General features: G+C 62.9%; 11 protein-coding genes and 1 pseudogene. 8 read left to right on the forward strand and 4 right to left on the reverse strand.

The features are described 5' to 3' along the window. The first annotated feature begins 31 nt into the window (after positions 1-31). The 3 genes from NVV94_RS13530 to NVV94_RS13540 are packed head-to-tail and all read left to right on the forward strand — an operon-like array spanning position 32 to position 15751. Positions 32-10243, forward strand: a complete 10212-nt coding sequence (locus NVV94_RS13530; protein ID WP_258442894.1) for a non-ribosomal peptide synthetase — start codon at positions 32-34, stop codon at positions 10241-10243. Continuing rightward, on the forward strand, positions 10240-14097 hold the full coding sequence (locus tag NVV94_RS13535; RefSeq protein ID WP_258442895.1) for an amino acid adenylation domain-containing protein: 3858 nt from the start codon (positions 10240-10242) through the stop codon (positions 14095-14097). Before NVV94_RS13530 ends, NVV94_RS13535 begins: the two co-directional genes overlap by 4 nt. Before the next feature lies 1 nt (position 14098). Further along, the gene (locus NVV94_RS13540; RefSeq protein ID WP_258442896.1) at positions 14099-15751 is read left to right on the forward strand and encodes a cyclic peptide export ABC transporter; all 1653 of its coding nucleotides are present in this window, start codon (positions 14099-14101) and stop codon (positions 15749-15751) included. A 25-nt stretch (positions 15752-15776) separates the two neighbouring features. Here NVV94_RS13540 and fhuF read toward each other — a convergent pair whose 3' ends face one another. Continuing rightward, positions 15777-16442: a siderophore-iron reductase FhuF gene (fhuF, locus tag NVV94_RS13545; protein WP_258442897.1), complete on the reverse strand. Its 666-nt coding sequence runs from the start codon at positions 16440-16442 to the stop codon at positions 15777-15779. Positions 16443-16665: 223 nt separating this feature from the next. Here fhuF and NVV94_RS13550 point away from each other — a divergent pair, with 223 nt between their 5' ends. Both NVV94_RS13550 and NVV94_RS13555 read left to right on the forward strand, forming a co-directional pair. Further along, the gene (locus NVV94_RS13550; protein WP_258442898.1) at positions 16666-18369 is read left to right on the forward strand and encodes an ABC transporter ATP-binding protein/permease; all 1704 of its coding nucleotides are present in this window, start codon (positions 16666-16668) and stop codon (positions 18367-18369) included. A gap of 192 nt (positions 18370-18561) precedes the next feature. Beyond that, complete coding sequence (locus NVV94_RS13555; RefSeq protein ID WP_258442899.1) at positions 18562-20286, forward strand: ABC transporter ATP-binding protein/permease; 1725 nt, start codon at positions 18562-18564, stop codon at positions 20284-20286. 48 nt (positions 20287-20334) lie between these two features. Here the strand turns inward: NVV94_RS13555 and NVV94_RS13560 are convergent, their stop codons facing one another. Further along, complete coding sequence (locus tag NVV94_RS13560) at positions 20335-21591, reverse strand: NTP/NDP exchange transporter (protein ID WP_408733506.1); 1257 nt, start codon at positions 21589-21591, stop codon at positions 20335-20337. Positions 21592-21632: 41 nt separating this feature from the next. After that, complete coding sequence (locus NVV94_RS13565; protein WP_258442901.1) at positions 21633-22568, reverse strand: aldo/keto reductase; 936 nt, start codon at positions 22566-22568, stop codon at positions 21633-21635. Between the two features lie 116 nt (positions 22569-22684). On the opposite strand from NVV94_RS13565, the gene gstA reads away from it, so the two are divergent. Next, positions 22685-23290, forward strand: a complete 606-nt coding sequence (gene gstA / locus NVV94_RS13570) for a glutathione transferase GstA (protein ID WP_258442902.1) — start codon at positions 22685-22687, stop codon at positions 23288-23290. A gap of 392 nt (positions 23291-23682) precedes the next feature. Then, a complete protein-coding gene (locus tag NVV94_RS13575) occupies positions 23683-24120 on the forward strand; it encodes a DUF1810 domain-containing protein (RefSeq protein WP_258442903.1) in 438 nt (145 codons plus the stop codon). 69 nt (positions 24121-24189) lie between these two features. Here NVV94_RS13575 and NVV94_RS13580 read toward each other — a convergent pair whose 3' ends face one another. Then, entirely contained in the window at positions 24190-24720 is a 531-nt protein-coding gene (locus tag NVV94_RS13580) for a DUF2220 domain-containing protein (RefSeq protein WP_258442904.1), read from the reverse strand. A gap of 95 nt (positions 24721-24815) precedes the next feature. Between NVV94_RS13580 and NVV94_RS13585 the strand changes: the two are divergent. Further along, positions 24816-25601, forward strand: a pseudogene (locus NVV94_RS13585) (transporter). Positions 25602-25613 lie beyond the last annotated feature (12 nt).

Here is a 25613-nt window from a genome sequence, read left to right on the forward strand (position 1 = left end):
TTTTCCAAGCCTTTGAAATGGATCAGTAAAAATGAACAACATCGAAGACATCTACTCCCTTTCGCCCACCCAGCATGGGCTGCTGTTCCATAGTGTCTACGAGCCGGATTCGCGGGTGTACTACCAGCAATTAAGCCTGGAAATGAATGGGCCGCTGCAATTGACCGCGTTTCGCGGTGCCTGGCAGGCGCTGATGCAGCGTCACGCCGTACTGCGCAGCGCTTTTCTCTGGGAAGACCTGGACGACGCCTATCAGGTGGTGCAGCAGGAGGTGGACCTACCTCTGACCGAACTTGACTGGCAAGACCACGCCGAGCCACAGGCCGCGCTGCAGCAATTGGCGCTGGAGCAACGGGCACAACCCCTGGAGCTGGATGAAGCGCCACTGATGCGACTGTGCCTGGTGCGTCTGGCACCACAGCGCTGGCACCTGGTCTGGACCTTCCATCACATTCTCATGGACGGCTGGAGCGTGGGCATCGCTATCCAGGAGTGGCTGGCGCTCTACTACGAACAGGCCCATGGCCGTCCCGCCAGCCTGCCGCCGACTCGCCCTTACCGCGATTACATCGCCTGGCTGGCGGAACAGGACATGGCGGCCACCGAAGGGTTCTGGCGCAATCAGCTGCAGGACTTGACCGAACCGACCCCGCTGCCCGACTTTGCCGCACGCCTCGCGCAGCCTTCAGGCGCGCCCTTTGCCGAACGGGAAAGCCTTCTGGATGCCAGCGAAACCGAGCAACTGTCGCACTTCGCCCGCCGTCATGACCTGACCATCAACACGCTGATCCAAGGCGCCTGGGCGCTGCTGCTGGGCCAACACGCCGGGCGTGACGACGTGGTCTACGGCGTAACAGTCGCCGGCCGGCCGGAAAATCTGACGGCGGTAGATAGCACCGTCGGGCTGTTCATCAATACCCTGCCGCTGCGTGTGCAATGGGCCGACGGCCCGGCGCTGGTCGACTGGCTGCAACACTTGCAGCAAGCCAACAGCGACCTGCGCCACCACGCCTACCTGCCGCTGGGCAAGCTCAAGTCGATGTCGCGAATTGCCGCTGAACGGGCACTGTTCGACTCGATTCTGGTGTTCGAGAACTTCCCGGTCACCGACGCTCTCAACCAGGACACCGGCGGTTTGATCTTCAGCGCCCCGACCAGCGACCAGCAGGCTGACGGCATCACCCTCACCCAAGGCCGCAACCACTTCCCGCTGTCACTGATTGTGGTGCCGGGTGAGCAGTTGCACTTCCTGTTCAGCTACGATCGCAGTCGCTTCAGCGATGCCGAGGTCGCGGTGTTGTCGGCGCAATTGCGCGCCATCCTGCTGGCCATGACGGCGCAACCGCAGTGCCGGGTAGGCGAACTCGACTGGCTGAGCCGTGAAGAACGCCAGCAGTTGCTTGCCCAGGGCTGCGGCAAACAGCTCCCGGTGCCCCACGAGTGCCTGCACCAGCGTTTCGAACGCCAGGTCGCCGCGCACCCCGACCAACTGGCGGTACGGGACTGTCAGGTCGCACTGAGTTACTGCGAACTGGATCGGCAGGCCAACCGCCTCAGCCAGCACTTGCGTGCCCAGGGCATCGGCCACGACAGCCTGGTGGCACTCGCCCTGGAGCGCAGCGCCGACTTCGTGATAGCCCTGCTGGCCACCCTCAAGGCCGGCGCGGCCTATCTGCCGCTGGATCTCAAACAGCCCGCAGGGCGCTTGGCCGATGTACTGGCTGACAGCCGCGCTGAGCTGCTGATCGGCGCCGCGCCCACGACACTGCTGACCAGCCTGGCCGAGCACACGCCCGTGCTGTGGCTGGCGGAACAGGCGCAAGCCATCGCCGCCCAGCCAGACACCCCTCCCGCAGTGGCCCATAGCCCAAGCGATGCCGCCTATGTGATCTACACCTCGGGTTCCACCGGCACGCCCAAGGGCGTGGTCGTCGAGCACCAGGCCATCGTTGACTACCTGACGGCGGTGCAAACGGTGCTCGATCCGCCCTCAGCGGCCAGCTACGGCTTGCTGTCCAGCGTCGCCGCAGACCTGGGCCACACCCAATTGTTCGGCGCCCTGTGCAGCGGCGGCAGCCTGTTGCTGGTGGATGACGACAGCGGTTTCAGCCCGCTGGCACTGGCCGAACTTTTCAGTCAGCACCCGGTGGATGTGCTGAAAATCACCCCTAGCCATCTCAGTGGCTTGTTGCAAGCGCTCCCGGATGCGCGCCTGTTGCCCAGTACCCTGCTGGTATTCGGTGGCGACGCGCTCAGCCCCGCCCTACTGGAACAGGTAAACGGCTTGGCGCCAGGGCTCAGGGTGTTCAACCACTATGGGCCCAGCGAGGCGACGGTCGGTGCGATTGCCACCGAACTGGCCGTGGGCCTGCGCAGCATTGCCCTCGGCCGGCCGCTGCCCAACCGCCAACTGCGGGTGGTTGACGCCTGCGGTCGCCGGGTGCCCACCGGGGTGTCCGGCGAACTGTTGATCAACGGCGCCCTGGCGCGGGGTTACCTGCACCGACCGGACCTCACCGCCGAACGTTTCCATGTCGATGAGCATCAACAACGCTGGTATCGCACCGGCGACCGCGTGCGCTGGCAAGTCGACGGCCAACTGGCGTTCCTCGGCCGGGTCGACAGCCAGGTTAAAATTCGCGGCAACCGCCTGGAGCTGGGCGAAGTCGAGGCGCAGATCAAGCGCCTGTCGCCCCTGATTGAACAGGCACTGGTACGCGCCGTGGAACTGGACGGCAGCCTGCGGCTGGTGGCCTACCTGGTCGCCAGCCAGTCGCTGTCGCCAAGCAAGCTGCGTAACGACCTCGGTACGCGCGTGCCGGACTACATGGTGCCTGCGCATTTCATCACCCTCGACGAATTGCCCCTCAACCGCAACGGCAAGGTCGACGTCCAGCGCTTGCCGATCCCGCAAAAGCCAGCCGACGACAGCACCAGCCATATCGCCCCACGCAATGAAGTCGAGGCGCTGCTGGCCGCTATCTGGCAGGACGTACTGAAGCTTGAACGGGTGGGTGTGCAGGACAACTTTTTCGCGCTTGGGGGTGACTCGATCATCAACTTGCAGATCATCGCCCGCGCCAACCAGCAGGGGCTCAAGCTCACGCCCCGCCAGTTATTCGAAAACCGGACCATCGCCGATATCGCCCGGGTGCTGGGTGCCGACGCCAGCAATGCGGTGGCAGAGAACCTTGCCGATGGCTACGACTTGCCACTGGGCGCGGGCCAGCTAGCCCGCCTGCAACAAGGCCCACTGGACGCCACCTGGCGTTGCGTGGCGCTCACCCAGGCGATTGATAGCAAACTGCTGAGCCAGGCCATCACGGCCTTGCAACAGCACCACCAGGCATTGCGCCTGGCACTGCAATCGCTGCCGGTTGGCGAATGGCAGCAACGCGTACTGGTCGCGCCCAAAGCCCCGGCCGTCAGTACCCAACGGCTTGATGAGTGCAGCCAGGCCCGCCTGCAAACCCTGGCCCAGGCCGGTGTCGACGCCCTTGAATTGAGCGCAGGGCAATCCCTGCACGCCAGCTTGCTGGACGATGGCGCCAAACATTACGTGTTGCTGGCCGCTCACCCACTGTGCATGGACGAGGCTTCCTGGTCGTTGCTGCTCACCGACCTCAACCTGGCATTGGCGCAACTGCTGTATCAACGGCCGGTGCGTCTGTCCTACGCTGGCGGCGACTTCACCCAGTGGACGCGGCACCAGCAAACCCATGCGCAAGGCGACGCGTTGGACGACGCCTGGGAACACTGGCTGCAATACGCAGGAATGGACCCTCTGCAACTGCCTGACAGCCAGCAGCCGGCCAGCGTGGTCGAGCAGACACTGTCTGCCACCATCTCAAGCGAACTCAAACGCTTGGGCGAAGTGCTGCAACTGGACTGGAACAGCCTGCTGGCCAGCGCCGTGGTCGAACAGTGCCGTGAGCTGTGTGGCGAAGGCCTGGTGGCGCTGAGTTTGCACGGCGCCCGTCCAGCAGCGGACCGGCTGCCAGTCAGCGCGCCGATTGCCGTGGCCGACCTCGACCCGGTACGCATCATGGGACCGCTGGAGCTGGCGGTGCCGTTCTTCCTCCAGCCCGAAGGGGACAGCCTGCTGCAACGTTTGCAGGCACTGGCAGCGCAGCTGCGCGCCTACCCGCAACACGGCGCCGACTATGGCGCCCTGCGTTACCTGTCGAGCAATACTTACCTGCAAGAACCTCTGCGCGACCTGCCGGCTGCACCGGTCGCCATTCGCTGGCTGGGCGACCGCGACAGCCACCGCGAACAACGCGGCATCCTGGCGCACGTCGAGGCAGCCAACCAGCCGGCAGCTTCAATCTGCCCACTGACGCTGGACGCCTGTTGGCAGGACGGTCGCCTGCAGTTGCGCTGCCAGGGTGCGCTCGCCGCCGGTTGGGCGCCACAGCTTGTGCAACGGTTGACCGAACTGGCCGGGCTACTCGCCGAGCCCGACCTGCGCCCTGCCAGCCAGGCATTCGCGCTGTGTCACAAGCAGGCTGCGACCTTGGCGGCCGAGCCCCTGGACTGGTCGAACATCGAAGACGTCTATCCGCTGTCATCCATGCAGCAGGGCATGCTGCTGCACACCTTGCTGCAACCCCACAGCGGCATCTACCTGATGCAGCAGCGCTACAGTTGGGACGGGGTATTGCAACGCCCGGCCATGGAAGCGGCCTGGCAAGTGTTCCTCGGGCGGCATCCGATGATGCGCACCGCATTCCGGTGGCAGGACGACCATGAGCCGCTGCAATGCGTGTACCGTGACACCGTCCGGGCTTTCGACTGGCAAGACCTTCGCCACCTTGATGAAGAGCAGCAGCGCCTGGCGATGGACCAGGCCCTCGAAGCGCAACGCCTGCAAGGTTTCGATATGAGCTGTGCGCCGCTGACCCACCTGCGGGTGTTCCAACTCAGTGAGCGGCGCTTCGCCGTGGTGCGCAGCTTCCACCATATCCTGACCGATGCCTGGTGCTTCGGCCTGCTGATGGAAGATCTGCTAGCGATCTACCAGGCCATCGTGCGCCAGGAACCCGTGGCGCGTCCCCGGTTCCGCTCGTTCCGAGGCTATATGAGCTGGCTGGAACGCCATGACATGGCCGCCGCGCACGCCTTCTGGCAAGCCGAACTGGCGGGTTTCAGCGAGCCGACACCGCTGCATGTGGACAGCCCCGTGGCCCGCCCGGAGCAGGCCCCGGAACAGGTCGGGGACCTCGACCGGACCCTGAGCATCAGCCAGACCCAGCGTTTGCAGCAGCTGTGCCAGCACTACCAACTGACGCCCAACACCTGGATTCAAGGCGCCTGGGCGCTGTTGCTGTCGAGGTACAGCGGTAACCGCGATGTGCTTTTCGGGGTGACCGTTGCCGGCCGCCCCACCGACCTGGCCGGAGTCGAGGAAATGGTCGGGTTGTTCATTAATAGCCTGCCACTGCGGATCGATGTCGACCCCGAAGCGGTGGTGTCCGACTGGTTACAAGCGCTGCTGTCACACAACGCGCAATTGCGCGAACACGAAAGCGCGTCGCTGGTCGATATCCAGCGTTGCAGCGAAGTGCCGCGCGGCCAGCAGTTGTTCGACAGCCTGGTGGTATTCGAGAACGCACCGCTCGATATCAGCAGCGTGCAACTGGACGCCTTCAGCATTGATATCTATGAAGACCGGGTGCACACCAACTTCCCGATGACGGTGGTGTTGTACCCCGGCGACCGCCTGGGCATTCGCCTGTCCTACGACAGTCATCGTTTTGCCGCCGATACCGTGCAACGCATGCTCGGGCACCTGGTGCAACTGCTTTCAAGCATGTTGGATGAGCCGCAGGCACAACTGGGCAGCCTGCACATGCTGCCCGAAGCGGAACGCCAGCAGTTGCAGGTCGAATGGAACCGCAGTGAAGTCGACTTCCCACTGGCGCGGGGCTACGCATCGCTGTTCGCCGATCAGGTGCGCAGCCGCCCACAACACATCGCCGCCGTATGCCAGGGGCAATCCCTGACCTACGCCGAACTGGACCGACGCACCAACGACATCGCCCACGCGCTGCAAGCGGCAGGTGCCGGTCCGGAAACCCTGGTGGCGCTGTTTGCTGAACGTGGCCTGACGTTGCTGACCATGATGATCGCCACGCTCAAAGCCGGCGCTGCCTTCCAGGCGCTGGATATCCAGCAGCCGCCCACGCGCCTGGCTGAACTGCTGGACCTGGGCGAAGCACCGCTGTTGCTGGTCTGCGAGAGCGCAATGTCGGCACTGGACGAAATGCTGCCCCAGATGCGCAAGCAACCCACTTGCCTGATCGCGCAGACGCTCTGGCAAGGTAGCGAACAGCCACCGGTAACTTACCCACACAACCCCGACCAATTGGCCTATGTGATCTTTACGTCGGGCTCTACCGGCACGCCCAAAGGGGTCATGGTCGAACAGCGCGGGATGCTCAACAACATCTTCGGCAAAGTCCCGGGTCTGGGCCTGGGCGAGCACGACCGTATCGCCCAGACTGCGTCTGCGGCGTTCGATATTTGCGTGTGGCAGTTCCTCGCCGCCCCGTTGTTCGGCGCCACCGTGCACATTCTGCCCGACGCCCAGGCGCACGATCCCGTGGCTCTGCTCGATGCCGTCCAGGACCAGCACCTGACGTTGCTGGAAACCGTACCTGCACTGATTCGCGGCATGCTCCAGGAAAGTCGCCCGCAGCACACCCTGACCAGCCTGCGCTGGCTCCTGCCCACTGGCGAGGCATTACCGCCAGCTCTGGCTCGGGACTGGTGCACACGGTTCCCGGCGACCCCGATGATGAACGCCTATGGTCCGGCCGAGTGCTCGGACGACGTCGCCTTCCACCCCATCACCCAAGCCCCGGCCGACGACTGCCTGCACATGCCAATCGGCAGGCCCACCGCCAACAACCAGTTGTTCGTTCTCGATTCGGCCCTGCGTACGGTGCCCATCGGCGTTCCTGGCGAGTTATGCATCGGTGGGGTCGGCGTTGGTCGCGGTTACCTGAGAGATCCGCAACGCACCCGCGAGGCGTTTATCCCCCACCCGTTGCAGCCGGATGCACGCTTTTATCGCACCGGTGACATCGGCCGGGTACGTGCCGATGGCGTGATCGAATACCTCGGCCGCCGTGACCAGCAAGTCAAGATCCGTGGTTACCGCATCGAGCTTGGCGAAATCGAAAACCGCCTGATGCAGCACCCGGCGGTGGATAGCGCGGCAGTTCTGGCGCTGCCCGACGCCCGTGGCGCGTTGCAACTGGTCGCCTGGTATGTGCTCGACATCGCTGCCGACCTGGGCGGCGATGCCCCACAACAGGCCTTGAGTGCTTACCTGGGCAATCAACTGGCGAGCTACATGGTGCCCGCCCGCTGGCTAGGCCTTGCACAGTTGCCGCTCAACGCCAATGGCAAAGTGGACCGCCGCGCCCTCGCCGCCCAAAACTTGCCCCAGGCCGAGAATGCCCAGGACCAGCGCGTGGCCCCGCGCACGGCGACCGAAAAAGTGCTGGCCGAACTCTGGCAAGAGATTCTCGGCTTGGACAACGTCGGTGTGCACGACGACTTTTTCGCCATCGGAGGTCACTCGCTGTTGGCCACCCAAGTGCTGTCGCGGATTCGCCGACGGCTGAACGTCAACCTGCCGCTGCGCACCCTGTTCGAGCGCGGCACCCTGGAACAATTGGCCGAGGCCGTTGATCGGCAACACGGCACGCAGGCCTTGGCCGACGGCGAAGCCGAGATTGCCCTGGCGCCGCGCAACCAGACGCTGCCGCTGTCCTACAGCCAGCAACGGCTGTGGTTCCTGGATCGCTTCGAAGGCCCGAGCGCCGCCTACAACATGAGTACGGTCGTCAGGTTGCGTGGAGCGCTCGACATCGCGGCGCTGCAGGCGGCTTTGCAGTGTGTGCTGGAGCGCCATGAGTCACTGCGCACCGCCTTCCATCTCAACGGCGACCAGCCATGCCAGGTCATCAGCGAGGCACCAGCGGTCGACCTGACGCCTACCGAGCTGGGTCAACTCGTCGGCGAGCAGCAAGCGCAAACCCTGCAACGCCTGATCGATGAGCAGGCCGCGCGCCCGTTCGACTTGCAACAGGCACCGATGTTGCGCGCCAGCCTGCTGCGCCTGGGGGCTGATGATCATGTGCTGCAACTGGTACTGCATCACATCGCCACCGACGCCTGGTCCATGGGCATTCTGATGCAGGAGCTGATCACTGGGTACCAGGCCTACACCAGCGATTCGACACCGGTCCTCGCGCCGCTGCCGATCCAGTACGCCGATTATGCCCACTGGCAACGCAGCGAAGCGCAACAGCGCCTGCTGGCACGGGCGATTGACTATTGGCGTCGCCAGCTCGACGGCGCGCCGACGTTGATCCCGCTGCCCCTGGACTACCCGCGCCCGGCTCGCCCTGATTATCAGGGTGCGGCCCTCCAGCAACAATTCACGCCGGCCCAGACACAGGTGCTCAAGGCCTATGCACAACAGCAACGGGCGACCCTGTTCATGGTCTTGCTCAATGCCTTCAATAGCCTGTTGCAGCGAGCCACCGGCGCGAACGACTTTATCGTCGGCACCGACCTGGCCAACCGCGAACACCCGGCCGTGGAAAATCTCATCGGCTTCTTCGTCAATGTGTTGCCGATACGTGCACGCCTCACCGAGGGCGAACACTTCGACGCGCGCCTGCAACGCTTGCGTGAAGACTGCCTGTCGGCCTTCCAGCACCAGCAAGTGCCTTTCGACAAACTGGTCGAGGAGCTGCAACCGCCGCGCACGCCGGGGGTCAACCCACTGGTCCAGGTGCTGTTCGTCATGCAGAACACACCGGGTGCCAGTGCCAGCCTGCCAGGCCTTGAGGTGGAAGAACATCTGGTGCCGCGCCAGGAAACCAGCAAGTTCGACCTCGCCGTGTTTGTCGAAGAGGACGACGAGCAAGGCCTGAACGTGCGCTGGGTCTATCGCACCAGCGTGTTGCAGGCGCAAACCGTCACCCGGCTTGAACAAGGCTTCGAAAGCTTGCTGGAGCGGATCGTGCTGGCGCCCGAGCAGGCTCTGGATGATTGGTCATGGCGCCTGGAGGGAGGCAACCACACAGCACCGGCCGCCCAGCCTGATTCACCGCTCGACGATGCAGCGGCCCGCAGTGCCCGCAAGCAGTCCAAAATGAGCAAACTCAAGCAAACCCGTGCCACCGCCGTGAGTCAGGTGGCCCACGAGCAGGTACGGACACGCGCCTTGATCGCCGGGCAAGCGTTGCCTTTGGTGATCGAACCGCTGCTTGGCGACCTGGACCCCGTGCACTGGGCGCTGCAAGCCCGGGAATGGATCAATGCGCAGCTTCTGACGCACGGCGGCCTGCTGTTCCGCGGTTTCAACCTGCCGGATGCCGCCGCCTTCGAACAGTTCGCCCAAGCCATCGAGCCAGACCTCTACGGTACCTACGGCGATTTGCCAAAAAATACTTCCGGCAAGAACATCTATCACTCCACACCTTACCCGGAACAGCACATGATCCTCTTCCACAACGAGAGCTCGCATCTGCCGCAATGGCCACGCAAGCAGTGGTTCTATTGCGAAACCCCGGCCCCGCGCGGAGGCTGTACGCCAATCGTGGATTGCCGGCAGGTGTTGACGCGTTTGCCCCAGGACATCGTCGCTCGCCTCAAGGCCCAGGGCCTGCTTTACGTCCGGCATTTCACTGACAAGCTGGATGTGCGCTGGCAGGACTTTTTCAAGACCGATCAACGAGAAGAAGTCGAGCGCCAATGCCAGCAATCGGGTATCCGCTGGCAGTGGCTGGGTGCCGACAACCTGCGCATTGCCCAGCACTGCCCGGCGATCATCGAACATCCGCAGACCAAAGAGTTGTCGTTTTTCAATCAGGTGCAATTGCACCATACCGCGTGCCTGGAACCTGAGGTGCGCAGCAACCTGATCAGCCTGTTCGGCCCCGAGCACCTGCCACGCAACGTGTACTACGGCGACGGCAGCGTCATCGAGGACCATGTAATGGAGGTGATCGGCGCCGCCTACGAGGACTGCGCGGTACGTTTCACTTGGCACAAAGGCGACATGGTGATGCTCGATAATATGCTGGTGGCTCATGCCCGCGACCCCTTTGAAGGCGAACGCAAGATCTGCGTCGCCATGGGCCAGATGATGCGCCGCGAACAACTGGCGGACAGTCTGTGCGCAGCGCAGCCGCTGCCGAGCACGGAGGTGCAGGCATGACCGTGTACGAACAACGCGAAGCAGCCTTTGCCCTCTCGCCGCAGCAGCGCAGCCACTGGTTGGCGGGGTTGCCGCCGGCGCGTCTGGAGCTGGAGATTGGCGGTGCACTGGCGCTGGCGCGCCTGAACGAGCGGCTGGCCGCCCTGACGGCCTGCCACGACGCCTTGCGCCTGCGTGTGTGGCCTGAGCCGGGTTTGCAGGTGCCGTTACAGGTCATCGAATCCGCCACCGCTGCGCTAGGCGCAATCAGCGTTGAAGTGCAGTCGCTGGCAGCAGACCTGCACCGGGTAACGCTGCAACTGCCCGCGCTGGCCGCCGATCGCGGGACATTGCTGCGCCTGGCGCAGGCGCTGGGCTCGGCGAATGCCCCGTCGGCCGTTGCCGAGGCCATGACCTATACCCAATACAGTGCCTGGCTCCACGAATTGCAGGCCGATGAAGACGCCGAGCATGGCCGGCAATTCTGGGCGAGTCAGGCACTGGGCGAGAGTGCCGGCAGCGAGTTGCTCTACCGCGAAGTGCGCACCGACCAGACTGACGTCCCGGTGACCACCAGCCTGATCGCCAGCACGCAATTGAGCGCTGCGTTGGACAGCTTTTGCCGGAATAACGATGCGTCGCCCGAGCAGGTACTGATGACCGCCTGGGGAGTGCTGCTGCAGCGCCTGAGTACCGGCGACAGCCCGGCACTGACATTGAACTGGGTGCACGATTGCCGCGACGACTACGAAGAACTCGCAGACTGCTGGGGACTGTTCGCCAAGGCCCTGCCCCTACCCTGGCAGCCTGCGGCCGACAGCCACTTTGCTCAGGCGCTGACGGATTTGCAGACGCTCTGCGAGCAGGCCACCGAATGGCAGGAGTACTGCGGCGTCAGCACTGCCCTGCCGGCCCACGTTTCGCATTACGGCTTCCAGTGGGGCGAACGCCTGCACAATCGGCTCGACGCTTTGGGCAGCAGCACATCGACGCTCAAGGTGCTGACTGTGCAGGCCATCCCCCCGGGCATGGAACTGCTGCTTGTTGCCGAAGCGATCAGTACCGAGGACGACGCCAACGGCTACCGCCTGAACCTCTGCCACATGCCGAGCCACTACAGCGTGCAAGCGGCCCTGACCCTCCTGGAGCAGCTCCAGTCGCTGCTGCTCGATGCCCTCGTTTACCCCGGCAAGACGCTGGCCGATCTGTCGTTGCAGGCTCCGTGCTTCACCGCGGCACTGGCCGCTCTCCAGGCCCCGCTCGAAGTCGCGGCGGTGCCGTTTATCAGTGTGCCGACGCGCTTCAGTGAGTGTGCCGAGCACTTCAACAGCCACTTGGCACTGCGCGACCACAGCCAGCACCTGAGCTACGCCGAACTGCAGACCCGTAGTAACCAACTGGCACATTACCTGCGCGCCCAAGGCGTGGGTCGCGAAGACCGCGTGGCGTTGTACCTGGATCGCTCGGCGCAGATGGTGCTTGCCATGCTCGCCGTGCTCAAGAGCGGCGCGGCGTTCGTACCGCTGGACGTGCAGCAGCCCGCGCAGCGTTCCCTGGCAATTCTGCAACAAGCGCAGCCGGTCTTTGTACTCAGCGGCTCGGCCGGCAGCGCACCGACGCTGCCCTCGGTCGGCAGCCTCGACCTGCGCGATGAAGCTGCATGGCAGCAGGGTCCAACGACCGCTACGAACATCGAGATCCAACCGCAGGACGCTGCCTACGTGCTGTTTACCTCTGGCAGCACAGGCACGCCAAAGGGCGTAATCGTCGAGCACGGGCAGCTTGCCAGTTACGTCGCCAGCGTATCCGGGCGCCTGCAACTGGCTGCTGGCGAACGCAGCGCGGTGGTCACCTCGCTGGCTGCCGACCTGGGCTACACGCTGCTGTTCCCGGCGCTGCTCAGCGGTGGCGAACTGCACCTGCTGGACAAGGAGACGGCCATGGACGCCCAGGTCTGGGCGGCCTGGCAGGCACAGTATCCAATCGATCACCTGAAAATCGTGCCGTCGTTGCTTGACGCCTGGTTGATTCACGCCCAAAGCGCCACCGTGTTGCCACGCAAGCAGTTGATCCTCGGCGGCGAAACCTGCTCGCGGCGCCTGTTGCAGAGCATTCGCAACCTGGCACCGACGCTGACGATTTTCAACCACTACGGGCCGACCGAAACCACGGTTGGGGTGGTGATGCACAAGGCTGAGCCGGCCTGCGATTATCGCCGCTTGCCCCTCAGTGACCGTCTTGACGGCATGCGCCTGTATCTGCTCGACGACCAGCAAGAGTCGGTCGCCCCCGGGCAAAGCGCGGAGCTCTATATCGCCGGCCCGCAACTGGCACGCGGCTATTTGGACGCGCAACAAAGCGCTGAACGTTTTATCGAGCTTGCGCGGCTGCCTGGCGAACGCCTCTACCGCACCGGCGATATGGCGCGCTACCGGCATGACGCCAGCCTGGAGATCACCGGCCGCGCGGACCGTCAGGTAAAAATCCGTGGCTTTCGCGTGGAACTCGACGAGATACAGGCGCAGTTGACCAGCCTTCCAGGTGTTGCCCAGGCCGCGGTGGAATGCGTCCCCAGGGGTGAGCTCGGCCAGCAACTGTTCGCCTTCCTGACCCTGGCGCCCGGGCATTCGGCCACGGTTGCCCAACTTCATGGCCAGGCTCAGGATCGCTTGCCGGATTACATGCTGCCAACCCTGCGGATCGTCGAAGCGCTGCCGCTGATGGCCAACGGCAAGCTCGACCGCAAGACCTTGCAACAATGGGGGGACAAGGTGCTCGACACGGTCGGCAGTGCCTTGCCGCGCACACCGCTGGAAGCCCTGCTGGCCGAGGTCTGGGCGCAAGTGCTGGGCCTGGAGCGGGTGGGCATCGACGATGACTTCTTCGCCCTGGGCGGCCATTCGCTGGCGGCGGTGAGGCTTGCCAGTCGCTTGCAGAGGGCGCTGTCGGCACCGGTGACGGTCAATGCGGTGTTTACCGCGCCCAGTGTCTCGGCGTTTGCGGCGCTGGTGCAGGCTCAGCTCAAGCTCTCGCCGCTGGTCAAGCTGTCGGCGCCAGACGCCGTCACGGTGCAGGACGCCAACCTGTTCTGCTTCCACCCCTCCACTGGCCATGTGCAGGACTACCGCACGCTACTGGCGCCACTGCCGGCCTGGAACCTGTGGGGGCTGCAGGCCGCTTATCTGACCGACGACAGCACGACGCTGGGCGGTGATATCGAAAGCCTTGGCGCGCTCTACGTCGAGCAGCTGCGCCAGCAGCAACCACACGGTCCTTATTACCTGCTGGGTTTCTCCCTCGGTGGACTGCTCGCGATTGCCGCTGCCGCTCACCTGGAAAGTCACGGCGAACACGTGGCCTTTCTCGGCATCGTCGACTCGCAGTACCAGCGCCAGGCGCCAGAAGATAGCGTCGAGGCGCTGCTGGCATCGGCGGCGCAGGCCCTGACGCCTGACAGCCAGGCCGTGTTGCGCCAGTTACCGCAGCCGATCCTGGCCGTGTTGATGGAACAACTGAATGCCCTGCCCCCGCCGGCACGCCTGCCGGAACTGGTGCAGTGGGCTCGCCAGCAAGGCCTGCAACTGGACGGCGACAGCTGGGAGCACCTGCAGACGCGGTTGCGGTACCAGCAGCATACGCAACATCTGCTGGCGACCTTCCAACCTCCGCGGCTAAGCTGCCCGGTGCATGTCTGGTGGGCCAGTGACACCCTGGCCCAGGCTGATTTCGCCGACCCGCACTGGGAACGCCTGAGCAGTGGGCCGTTAACCCGCGAGGTCATCCAGGCGCAGCACCTGACCATCCTTGAGCAGCGCGCCTTGCAACAGCAACTGGTGGCGCGCCTTGAGGCCACTTTCACTGACGGAGCGGTTTGAAATGGATCTGTTATTACTAATGGCCAAACGCTCGTGGCGCGCACTGCTGGTCGCGACCCTGACGGGCTTGATCTGCGGCCTGGCGGCGGCGGGTCTGATTGCCACCATCAACCACAGCCTGACGGTGTTTGATCAGCTGCGCCCGGCGGACGGTCTGTACTTTGCGGGCCTGGTGGTGTTGGTGGCGGTGTCGCGGGTGATCTCCGACGTCAGTCTGCTGCGCCTGGGCCAGGCCGCGGTCAACGATATGCGCCTGCACCTGAGCGCCAAGCTGATCGATACGCCTTACGCGCAGTTGCAGCGCCTGGGTAAGCACCGCCTGCTGGCCATGCTGACCGACGACACGCAAACCATCAGCCAGGCGGTGGAGTTGGTGCCGATCCTGCTGGTCAACGCTGGGATTATCGCCGCATGCCTGGGCTACCTGGGCTGGCTCAGCCTGCCGCTGCTCGGCTTGACGCTATTGCTGATCGCCCTGGGCAGTCTCAGTTTCCACTGGCCGCAACGCCGGGCACTGACGTCGATCTCTCGTGCTCGCGAGCTCAAGGATCGGTTGTTCGATCACTACCGCCTGCTCACCGACGGCAGCAAGGAACTGCAGCTCAACCACCCACGCCGGCAACACTTCTTCACTCGCCTGCTAATACCGGTGAGCCAGCAATACCGCCGGGATTTTGTGCGCGGCATGAGCATCTATGCCGTAGTGCTCAACTGGGGCAATGCGGTGTTCTATATGCTGATCGGCGTGGTGCTGTTCGCCGCGCCGCACTTTATCGACCTGGGCGTCAGCCTGGTTACCGGCTATATCCTGGCCATCCTCTACATGATTACCCCGCTGTCGGAGCTGATGAATGCCCTGCCCACCCTGGGCCGGGCCAGCGTCGCACTGAACAAGATCCGCGCCCTGGAAGGCGAGATGCAAGTCGCCAGCGCGACCATCGACACCATCACCCCGTCTCAGGTCCGCAACCTGGTGTGCCGGCAAGTCACCCACACCTACTACCGCGAGCGCGAGGACGGTCACTTCACCCTTGGCCCCATAGACCTCACCCTCAATGCCGGCGAGGTGGTGTTCATTACCGGCGGCAACGGCAGCGGCAAAACCACCCTGGCCTTGCTGCTGACCGGTCTTTACCCGCCGGAAAACGGTGAAATAATGCTCGACGAGCAAGTGTCCTCGACCAGCGACAACCACCGTTACCGACAGCACTTCTCGGCGATTTTTACCGACTTTTGCTTGTTCGAAAATTTGTTGGATGACGACGATCCGCAACTGGTGCAGCAGGCACAGGACTACCTGATACACCTGCAATTGGACCATAAGGTGCGAATCGAGGAAGGACAGCTGACGACGTTGGCGCTGTCCACCGGGCAACGCAAGCGCCTGGCTCTGCTCAGTGCCTTTCTGGATGACCGCCCCTGCTATCTGTTCGATGAGTGGGCGGCCGATCAGGACCCGGTGTTCAAGCACTTTTTCTATAACAGGATCCTGTCGGACCTGCGCAAGCGCGGCAAACTGGTGATCGTCATCTCTCACGACGATGCCTACTTCGGGCTGGCCGACCGGCTGATCCGTATCGAACACGGGATGCTCAGCGAAGTCACACCGCACGCCGATACAGACCCACCGCCCCTGGCCGAGGTCTGCCCGTAATGAAGGGATGGGCCGGTGCCGTCGCTCAACCGTCCTGATAGATGTAGTGCAGGTAGCTCACCTGTTCTTCCACAGGCAGGCGATGCAGCTTGGGGCATGACTCGCAGAGCACTTGCGGCTTGCCTTCGACGGGCTCGTGCAACTGGTAATGCAGGCAGCAATGCCGACGCAATGCCAGACAGGGACAAATCTGCGGCGCAGGTGACTCGACCATGCGTTGCAGGCCCCGTAACTTCAGGCGCCCGTCGTTCACCGTGACCTGCTCCAGCCACTGGTGCGCCTCGGCGAATCCGTCCCTGGACAAGTCAGCATCCATTCTCGCGAAGGCACCATCCCAGATGGCTACCAGGTTGCCCCACAATATTTTCGGCGCCAGGCCACCGGCGGCGGCCAGGGTGGTAAAAAGCGGTGCCAGGTGCTCGTGGATCAACCGCGACCAGTAGGCTGCACGGTCTTCGGGGGCCAAGGTCGGTAGTCGGGCGTCCCATCCCAGCGCCAGGGGTTGACCCTCAGCGTGCAACAGCACAGCCTCCTTGCCCCAGAAGTCGATCGCGCAATGACGCGTGAGGACACAGGCCAGGGTGGCCGGCAGGACGATGCTCAGATAGTTCATCGACCACTGCGAAACCACGGCTGCGCGGTTTACCCCCGGATAACGCAGGGCGAACTGGGTCAGCAACGGTTGCAGCATGGCGGGGTCGGCAACCCGGCTCAATGCTATGGAAGGCTGATCACCAGGTTCATGCCGGATTACCCGCTGTATCGGTGGCCAAGCCTGGTTAAGCCATTCTGGAAATTCGATAACAGGTCTCCCGTGACTTTCCCTAATTAATGCAAACGATTAGCATTGGCCGATCCTATCCTCCCTCCCTTGCAAACTCAACGTCGTTAGCGACCGGGCTCACCAAAACCACATGCACACACTCCGCAATTTCTGGCGTCTCGCACGGCCTTTCTGGGCATCCGAACAAAAGTACCCGGCCCTGCTGCTGCTTTTGGCCACCGTGCTGATGAACCTGTGCCTGGTGGGGGTCAATATCCTCAACAACTTCTGGAACCTGCACTTTTATAACGCATTGCAGGCCAAGGACTACCCCGGCTTTCTCCTGGGCGGCCTGCAGTTCATCCTGCTGCAGATCGGCTTGGCCGCCTTTACCGTGGGCGCGTTTCACTTCCAGCAAAAGCTGACTTTGCGCTGGCGTCGTTGGGCCACCCGGAACATGCTCGGTCAATGGCTGGACAGCCAGCGTTACCAGAAACTGAAGCTGACCGAGACCGACGTCGATAACCCCGATCAGCGGATCGCCGAGGACATCGACCTGTTCATCATCAAGTCGCTCAAATTGAGCCTGGGGCTGATGACGTCGGTGGTGTCGCTGTTTTCCTTCCTGCATATCCTCTGGCAGGCTTCCAGCCTGATCAGCGTTCCGTTCGCCGGTCAGTCCTTGATCATTCCGGGGTTGCTGGTGTGGGTCGCCATGGTCTACGCGCTATTGGGCACGGGCGTCGCGTTCTGGCTGGGGCGCGCATTGCCACGGCTCAATTTCATGCAACAGCGGCGCGAAGCCGATTTTCGGTTCTCGCTGATGCGCCTGCGAGAAAACGCCGACTCGGTGGCCCAGTACCGGGGCGAAACCGTGGAAAACACCCGTTTCAACCAACGCCTGGAGGCGGCGCTGGAGAACTTTTGGGCGCTGGTGAAAAAGCAGAAACTGATCATGGGCTACTCGACCTTCTACTTGCGCAGCGCCACGGTCATCCCGATGTTCATCATGGCGCCGCAGTTCTTCGCCGGCGCATTTCCCCTCGGCCGCCTAACCCAGATAAGCGCCGCCTTCGGCGAAGTGCACGCAGCCGTCTCCTACCTGGTGAGCGTGTTCCCGGAGCTGTCCGAGTGGAAATCGGTGATCGACCGGTTGATCGGTTTCCAGGAGCGCCTGGATAACGTCGAGGTCAAGTCGAGGGTCATACTTGGGCAGCAGCCCAGAGGCCTTCATATCAAGGATTTAGACATCTGGCTGCCGAACGGCCGGCGCTTGCTCAAAGGTTTCAACCTTTCACTTGAGCCCGGCGATAGCCTTCTGATCAGCGCGCCGTCCGGCTACGGCAAGTCGACACTGATTCGTGCGGTCACAGGACTTTGGCATCATGCTTCTGGCTCGACCTGTTACGACCGTGAGCGTGCTCTTACACTCTCGCAAAAACCTTACCTGCCGCTGGGCAGCCTGCGCGAGGCGCTCTGGTATCCCAATCCACCCCATCGCGAAGAAGATGCCGCTCTGCGCCTGGCCATGCAGCAAGTCGGCCTGCAACACCTGAGCGAACAATTGGATCAGGAACGTGACTGGGCGCAGACCCTGAGCGTCGGCGAACTGCAACGCTGTGCGTTCGTCCGGGCACTGCTGGCCCGCCCCACGGTACTGTTCCTCGACGAGAGCAGTTCGGCGCTGGATTCGGCGAACGAGGTGCGCTGCTATCAATTGCTCAAACAGACACTGCCGGAGACGATCCTGATCAGCGTCGGCCACAATGCCTCGCTGGAGCGCTTCCATAGGCAAGTCCTGGAGCTGCAAAGCGAGGCTCAGTGGGTGCATCGAAAGGTGAAGCAACCTGTATGAGTTCGCGGGGCCGCGTACTCCAGCCCTTGAGGGCGCGGCGCAAGAGTCGATCAAGCAGGGTTTCGTCCAGCACAAGTTCAGAAGCCTGAAAGACAGTCATTGGGCGTTTCGTAAATGAGCATGAGAACTGTTACCCTGTCACGGTTTTGCACGCGTACACGTGCTTCATACCGATACCTGCAGGAAGCATAGATGTTCATCGACGATATGAAACTGCTGGCCGCGCCGTACTGGTCATCTGTCGGTCGCCGCCGCGCGTATCTGACACTGGCCGTGGCGATGCTGGCAGTGGGCGGGATCATCACCATTCAGGTGCGCTGGAACGAGTGGAGCCTTGGTTTCTACAACGCCTTGCAATCCCTGGACGCCGAAGCCTTCGGCTACCGTGTCGTCGAGTTGCTGGTTCTCGACATGGCCTTCATCGCCTGCACCATGGTCAAGTTTCATGTGCAGCAGAAGCTGCTGATCAACTGGCGCGACAGGCTCACGCAGGCTTTCCTCGGCAAATGGCTGGACAGCCAGCGTTTCTACCGCAGCCGCTTCCACAGCGTAACCTATGACAACCCGGACCAGCGGATCGCCGAAGACTGCCGGATTTTCGTCGAGCAGACCCTGGAGCTGGGCTTGAATCTTCTGCAGGCCGTCATCCTGGTGATCCTGTTCAGCATGATCATGTGGCGCATTTCCGGCCCGCTGGAGTTCAGCGTCGGCGGCCTCGAGGTCAGTATTCCCGGCTACATGCTCTGGCTGGCACTGATTTATGCCGTGATCGGCAGTTCGATCGCGCACTGGATCGGCAAACCGCTGATTGCCCTCAACTTCCTGCAGCAACGCCGCGAGGCGGATTTTCGTTTCGGCCTCACGCGCTTGCGCGAAGACGCCGAGAACGTGGCACTGGCACGTGGCCAGGGCTGGGAAAGCAAACATTTGCTGGGGCAACTGGGCCACCTGCTGGCCAACTACGCAAGGCTGGTGCGCTCGAAAAAACAGCTGTTGGGCATCAATGCGGCGTACGATCGCTTTGCCTTTAGCCTGCCGCTGTTGCTGGTCTCGCCACGGTTCTTCTCCCGCGAAATCCAGCTTGGGCAATTGACGCAGATCGCCTCGGCCTTCGGTGAGATCCAGAGCGCGCTATCGTTCCTGATTCGCAGCTACCCGGTAATCGCCGAATGGCGCGCGACCAAGACCCGCCTGTGCAGCTTCTGGCGCGAACTCGATGCGCTGCCCGCCCCGACCGATCCGGTGGTCGCCAGCACCGGCGGCTTGCGACTGCACGACTTTGCGCCCCTGAACGAGAGTGGCGCCGCGCTGTTCGAGCCGTTGACGCTCAGCGTACCGCCGGGTGCGCGGCTGTTGCTGCGCGGGCCATCGGGGATTGGCAAGACCACGCTGCTGCGCTCGCTCGCTGGTTTGTGGCCACGCCATCACGGCAGCGCCGAACTCGACCGCGAAGGTTTGCTGATCCTGCCGCAACGTCCCTACCTTCCGGCCGGCACGCTGCATGATCTGCTGCACCGGCCGGAGGCGCCCGGGGTTGGCGATTTCAGTGATGCGCGGCTCAATTTGGTCCTGCACCTGGTCGAGCTGCAAGACCTGCCGTTGCACAGCGCCGAAGACTGGAACCGCCGCCTCAGCCCTGGCGAGCAGCAACGGCTGGCGCTGGCCCGGGCGTTGCTGCTCAATCCGCCCGTGCTGTTTCTCGACGAGGCCACCTCGGGGCTGGATGAAAACGCCGAACGCCGGTTGTACGAGGCGTTGGCGGCCACCGACATCACCGTGATCAGTATCGGCCACCGTGAAGGGCTCAGCGCCTACCACACCCACGTGATTGACCTGGTGCCGACCGGGCAAGCCTGCGACAGCACGACGGAGGAAAACCGCTCGCTTCTCGCAACGGCAGCTGCCGCACAGCGTTGAGGCCATGGGCGGATGAGCCAGGAGCGTGGGTGCCGGTCACAGCCCGCTTTACGGCCCTTCCAGCCCACGCCGCCTGCGCCCCAGCCAGCCCCCCGACGCGGCCCACAGCAAGGCGATTGCCACGCCGATGAACATCGCCAGTTGCGGATGCTCGCCGAGCACGTCCAGCCCGCGCTTGACCCAGCCGCTGACGGCATCGCCACCGCGGTACACCACGGTGTCGATGAAGTTCTTGGCCTTGTATTTCTGCTCCGGCAACAGCACGGTGTAGAGCATTTCCCTGCCCGGGCGTACCAGCGCATACTCGCCGGCCCTGCGGATGACCATGACCACCACGAACACGGCAAACACCGGCGCCAGTGCCAACCATAGAAAACCGGCGGCCATGACCAGTGGCACTGCCACCAGCAATACCCCCACGCCCAGCTTTTGCGCGATGCGCCCAGTGAGGAAGGTCTGGGTCAGGATCGCGAGGGTCTGCACCACGGTATCGATCAGGCCGAACACCTGGGTCTGGCGGGTGCGATCAGTGAAGGTTTGCGCCACCAGCCGCGCCTGTTCGAAATACAGGAAGGTACTGACGCTGGCCAGCAGCACGACGAACACCGCGATGCCCAGCAGGTAAGGCGAGTGCAGGACCGCCGTCGCGCCGGCGAACGGATTGCCGCCCAGCGGCCTGGACCTGGGGTGTTCGGCGTCAGCCGGCAATGGATGCCGATCGCGCCAGTGTTGCAGGAGTACCGCCGCGCCGATGCTGCCGAGCAGAAACAAGGCCGCCAACAGCAGCAGGCCCGGGTGACCGATGATCCCGACCAGGGTTGCGCCCAGGATCGGCCCGACCAAGCCGCCCAGGCTGGCGCCACCGGCCAGCAGACCGAACAGGCGCTTGGCCTGTTCGTTGGAAAACAGGTCGGCCAGTACGCTCCAGGCCAGCGAAATGACCAGCAGGTTGAACACCGACAACCAGACGTAGAACACCCTGGCGGCCCAGAGGTTGTCCGGCTGCACGGCAAAAAGCGCGGCGAAGACCAGCAGGTTGCTCGCCAGAAAGCCATACGTCCAGGCCAGGATGTAGCGGCGTTCGACCCGTGAGGCCAGCCAGCCGAACAGCGGCAGCGCCACCAGGGTGACGATGAACGTGGCGGTGAACAGCCATTGCAGGTTTTCCACGCCACCGGCCACGCCCATGGTTTCGCGCACCGGACGCAGCATGAAGTAACCGGCGAACAGCAGGAAGAACAGGGCTAGCCCGCCAAGCACCGCGCCGCCCTCCTCGTCGCGGACATCGAAGCCCTTGCCCAGCATGCCACCGAGACGAATGCGGGTTGCCGGTCTGGACATGAGGCTCAGGCGAACTGTTGGATCAGGCGTTGCTGTTGCTCGGCGCTCAGTTGCGGGCCGGTTCCAGCCTTGAGCTGATCGAGCTGGCGTTCGGGTCGGCTGGTGGCGGGAATCACGGTGGTCACCGCCGGGTGGCTGAGGGCGAACTTGAGGAACAGCTGTGCCCAGCTGCCGATCCCCGCCTCCGTCGCCCAGGCCGGCAGCGCCTGGTCCTTGACCCTGGCGAACAGTCGGCCGTCATCGAACGCCCGGTTGATCAGTACCGCGACGCCTTTGTCCTGGGCCAGCGGCAACACGCTCCTGGCGGCATTGGGCGAGTTCACCGAATAATGGATCTGGATGAAGTCGAGTTTTTCGTTGCGCAGGATCCGCTCCAGTTCGGCCAGGCCGCTGTCGGTGTAATGGGTGACACCGACGTAGCGCGTCTTGCCCTGGGCCTTGAGTTCGCGTGCGTAGGGCAGTTGTTCCTTCCAGTCGCGCAGGTTGTGGATCTGCAAGAGATCGACGGTCTCGGTCCGCAGCTTTTGCAGGGAGCCTGCCCACTGCGCCTGGGCGGCGGCAAGGCTGTCGGCGGCGATCTTGGTCGCCAGGAAGGTGTTCTGACGCCAGCCGCCCTCCTCCAGCAACTGGCCAAGCACCGCGTCGGCGGTGCCGTAGTTGGGTGAGGTATCGATGACCCGGGCGCCATGCCCGAAGAACACCTGCAGCACCTGTTTGAGCTGCTGGTACTGCGGCGACCCGGCCTCGACCTCGAAACTTCCGGAGGTGCCCGCGCCGATCACTGGCAAGGGTTCACCGGTAGAAGGGATCTTGCGGGTCTGCAAAGGCGCTGCCTGTGCACTCGCTGCGCCTTGAGCGAAGACACCTGCATGGACGGCCAGCAAACCGAGGCCGGCCGTGGCAGTGGCCGTGGTTGCGAGAAAGTGGCGACGTGTAACCATGCCGGGGCTCCTTTCATTCGGACCGAATCCGTCAAGCTTAGCCCCAGTGCCCCGGCTCATGACCTGGCGTATGATTATTCACGGCTCGTTGGCTCAATAATCACAGGGAGAACGACATGAAACTCTACTACACTCCAGGCGCCTGCTCACTTTCGCCGCACATCGTCCTTTGCGAACTGGGCCTGGCCCATGAGCTGGAAAAGGTCGATCTCAATTCCCACACCACCGCCAGTGGCGCGGATTTCTACACGATCAACCCCAAGGGCTACGTCCCGGTCTTGCAACTGGATGATGGCGAGTTACTCACTGAGGGGCCGGCCATTATCCAATACCTGGCAGAGCTCAAGCCCGCCTTCGGCCTGCTGCCCACGGCAAGGTTGCTCGAGCGCGCCCGCGTGCAGGAATGGCTGAACTTTATCGCGACCGAACTGCACAAGAACTTTAGCCCGTTGTTCAACCCCACCAGCCCGGATGAAGTCAAAGCCGCTGCGCGAGCCGCCATCGGCCGACGCCTGGGTTTGTTCGACAAGGCCCTGGCTGGCCAGGACTACCTCACCGGCGCCCGCTTCAGCGTCGCCGATGCTTACCTGTTCACGATCGTCAATTGGACCGGTCACATGGGCATCGACCTTGGGCCCTGCCCGGCCGTTTCCGCCTTCCTGGAGCGCGTCCGCGCACGCCCGGCCGTGCAGCAGGCACTCAAAGCGGAGGGGTTGATCTGATCCCTCCATTTGGGCCGGGACCTGGCGAACGCTTTGCGCTCAAGCTCAGTGCGGCAGCGGCTACAAAGTCTCGGCGCACCACCGTCGTTGTAGCCGCTGTCGCCAATTACCTCCTATGTGCGATAGCTGCTGTCGGCCCGATCGAGCTTGCGCAGCAAGGCCGGCCAGACGAACTCGCCGCCCCAGGCCACTGGTCTGCACGGACGCGGCGTGCGCGGTTCCCGCGAGGTGTTGGAAGATGCCACCCAGCGTGGCTTGCGCACACGGGTCGCACGGCGCCTGCTGGCGCTGGGGGCAACGGGGCAATAGTCAGTCGACGGTTCCAGGGCTTAAAATCATAAGGATCGTCGGGAACATCCGAGCTTTCTGGAACCAACCCAGGGGTGAGCGCCATGCATGATCCCTATGACCTGCAACGTTTTGTCGACGCACAGGAAACGACGTTCGATCGCGCCATGGAGGAATTGCGCGCCGGCCACAAGCGAAGCCACTGGATGTGGTTCATCTTTCCCCAACTCGAAGGCCTGGGCCACAGTGAAATGGCCTGCCGATATGCGATTACCTGTCGCGAGGAGGCCCAGGCCTATCTGGCCCATCCCCTGCTCGGGCCACGCCTGCAAGCCTGCACCGAGGCCGTGGTGCAATTGAAAGGTCGTACGGCCAGGGAGATATTCGGCGTGCCGGACAACCTCAAGCTGCGCTCTTGCATGACCCTGTTCGGCAGCGTTGCGCCTGAGCGGCGGGTTTTTCAGGAGGTGCTCGATGGGTTTTATGAGGGGCGGGGTGATGTGCATACCTTGGCCCTATTGGGAGTAGATGACAGCCTGTGAGTGGGCAGTGCCGAGATAAGGGGAAAATTCACTCACTTCCCTTCTATCTAACTGACTTTACTGATGATTTTAAAAATCTTCTTTACACGCGTAAGGAGCAGACATACCAGCGGATTCAGACACGCTATTACAATGCATCGGTTGATACCCTGGCTGCCACACGGTGTTCCCTGGAAAGCTGGCTCTAAGTGCAGAAAGAATCGACAGTCCAGCCCAATCCAGATCTCCCCAGAAGTACGATGTTCCTGTTTCTTGGGCATAGAGCCAACGGCTAAAGCGATCAGTCTGTTGTGTGCCTAAGCTACCTAGGTTCGAGAAAAACAAGGAAGACGTGCCTTCCTGCCTGAGGCGCCCTGCAGATCCTTTGAAGCCTGACACGTGGGCTATGGCCAGCCGATAGTGACCGACACGAGGCGAGCGGATCGCCCGCTCGAACGACACCTGGATCTCGATAAACAATGTTCCCTTCCACCCTTGGTGCGGCAAGAATACTTGCAGCTGAACAGGCGCCGCTGGAAAGGGACACTCAGGAATACCGAGGATCGCAGCGAGGTGCCCAAATTCATCCAAAGCCTCCGCAACATCGAGGGTGAAGAACACACGGGGTCGTTTTTTACTGCACTATCCTGAGCCTGCTGGTGGCGGGACTTGCCGGTAACGTACAAGCGACCGAGGGCGGAGGGTCCAGCTACTCAATGGGTGCCGAAAACTACATGACCGGGGCCCTGCCGCCGCCAGGGGTTTACGGCATGGCTTATGCCAGCCACTACGATGCGAATTCACTGCGCAGTAACGACGGGAAAAACTGCCGGGAATTTTCGAGTACAGGCCAGTTGGATTTCCCCGCGTTTTGTCTGGGTGACCGATCAGCAGATATTGGGCAGCACTCTGGCGCTCCATGCCGTCATGCCGCTGGTTGACCTCAAGGTCGACCTCAATGGCCAGTCGCAAAGCAAGCAAGGGTTGGGCGATATGACGTTCGGTTCCGGGCTGGGTTATCGGCTGACCGATCAACTGCATGCCATCGTCGCCCTCGATGTCTTTGCTCCGACCGGTGAATATGATCGCAACGATCTGGCCAATATCGGCCGCAACTACTGGGAAATCCAACCTGTCTTGGCGTTATCGAATATCGACCCAGTGGGTTTGAATGCCGATGCGAAAATCATGTATGACTTCAACACAAAAAATAACGCCACCGATTACACGTCAGGCCAGAAGTTGCACATAGGTATTCGGTGTGTTGGGGGCTAGGCAGGGTCGTGGGCTTGGGGAGCTACGTCTATCAGCAGACCACGGATGATCGGCAGTACGGTGAGCGTATCGAAAACACCAAAGGACATGCGCTGGCCATGGGGCCGTCGATCAAGTACGCCAGCCATAAAGGTTGGTTCCTGACGACAAAATGGGAGCAGGATTCCGACGTGCGAAATCGTGCACAAGGCGATGCGTACTGGTTGAAACTGGCGGTACCGTTCTGAGGCAGGCTGTCG

Source organism: Pseudomonas sp. LS1212, from assembly GCF_024741815.1.
Taxonomy (GTDB): domain Bacteria; phylum Pseudomonadota; class Gammaproteobacteria; order Pseudomonadales; family Pseudomonadaceae; genus Aquipseudomonas.